General features: G+C 71.1%; 1 protein-coding gene. It reads left to right on the top strand.

Features of this window, described 5'->3' with window-relative positions; translation table 11 throughout:
• The first annotated feature begins 180 nt into the window (after window positions 1–180).
• Window positions 181–1368: a pyridoxal phosphate-dependent aminotransferase gene (locus tag AB0I53_RS49555; RefSeq protein WP_358618201.1), complete on the top strand. Its 1188-nt coding sequence runs from the start codon at window positions 181–183 to the stop codon at window positions 1366–1368.
• Window positions 1369–1527 lie beyond the last annotated feature (159 nt).

Below are 1527 nucleotides of genomic sequence, written 5' to 3'. Positions count from 1 at the left end.
CATCCACATGACCCGCCGCCTCGCACGCCTACCACAACACCAACCACAAGATCCAAAACAGCCTCTATAGCAGCCCAAAAGACTCACGGCCCCGTACCTGCAGGAACGCGGCGTCCGAGGCATGTCGGCGAGCGGCGGCCAGGTGTTCTGCGTCGACCGCTCACCTGGCAGGCTGTTGGCATGTTCGACAGCGCCACTGCCGCCACTGCACTGCGGGTCGCCGAGCGGGCGGCCGTCGAGCCGTTCCAGGTCATGGAGGTCCTGTCCGCGGCTGCCGCGCGGCAGCGGGCGAAGGGCGACGTGGTCTCGCTGGCCGCCGGCCAGCCCGCCACGCCCGCGCCGAAGGCCGTGCGCGACGCCGCCGCTCAGGCCCTGCACCACCACGCGCTCGGCTACACCGAGCAGCTCGGCCTGCCTGAGCTGCGCGAATCGATCGCCGGGCACTACGACCGCTCCTACGGGCTGGCGGTGCAGGCCGACGACGTCGTGGTTACCACCGGCGCCTCCGGCGCCTTCCTGCTGGCGTTCCTCAGCGCTTTCGACGCCGGGGACCGCGTCGCGCTGGCCCGCCCCGGCTACCCGGCCTACCGGAACATCCTGGCGGCGCTGGGCTGCGAGGTCGTGGAGCTGCCGTGCGACGAGACGACCCGCTTCCAGCCGACCGTGGCGATGCTGGACGCGCTCGACGAGCCGGTGCGCGGGCTGATCGTGGCCAGCCCGGCGAACCCGACCGGCACGGTGCTCTCCCGGGACGAGCTGGCCGGGCTGGCGCGGTGGTGCGAGGCCAACGGCGTGCAGCTGATCAGCGACGAGATCTACCACGGCCTCAGCTACGGGGATCCGCTGCACTCGGCCTGGGAGTTCTCCCGCGAGGCGATCGTGGTGAACTCGTTCTCCAAGTTCTGGTCGATGACCGGCTGGCGGCTGGGCTGGATGCTGGTGCCGCCGCGGCTGCGCCGCGCGGTGGACTCGCTGACCGGGAACTTCACGCTCTGCCCGCCCGCGCTGTCCCAGCACGGCGCGGTCGCGGCGTTCTCCGGTGACGCCTACGCCGAGGTCGGCGCGCACGTCGAGCGCTACCGCACGAACCGGGAGCTGCTGCTGAGCGGCCTCGCCGAGCTCGGCATCACGCGGGTCGCCCCGGCCGACGGCGCGTTCTACGCCTGGGCGGACATTGGGCACCTCACCGACGACGCGACGAAGTTCTGCCGGCGGCTGCTGGATGAAACCGGGGTGGCGGCGGTGCCGGGCGTCGACTTCGACCCGGTGCTCGGCAACCGCTTCTTGCGGCTGTCGTTCGCGGGCAGCACCGAAGACATCGCCGAAGCCCTGGACCGACTGGCCCGCTGGCTACCGGGCGCCCGGTAACCCCGGAGCGCCTTCGGCGCCTGGAGGAACGTTTCCGCAGGCCCGGGGTCGTGAGTGGTTTGGACTGCTATAGAGGCTGTTTTGGATCTTGTGGTTGGTGTTGTGGTAGGCGTGCGAGGCGGCGGGTCATGTGGATGATGGCGGCCCAGCGGACCATGG

The organism is Saccharopolyspora sp. NPDC050389, from assembly GCF_040655595.1.
GTDB lineage: Bacteria > Actinomycetota > Actinomycetes > Mycobacteriales > Pseudonocardiaceae > Saccharopolyspora.
Note: the sequence above shows the minus strand (reverse complement) of the source record. Positions and strands in the feature narration are given on the sequence as shown.

Coding starts and splice junctions, on each gene's coding strand:
- AB0I53_RS49555 (WP_358618201.1), top strand. CDS start 181: ATGTTCGACAGCGCCACTGCCGCCACTGCACTGCGGGTCGCCGAGCGG.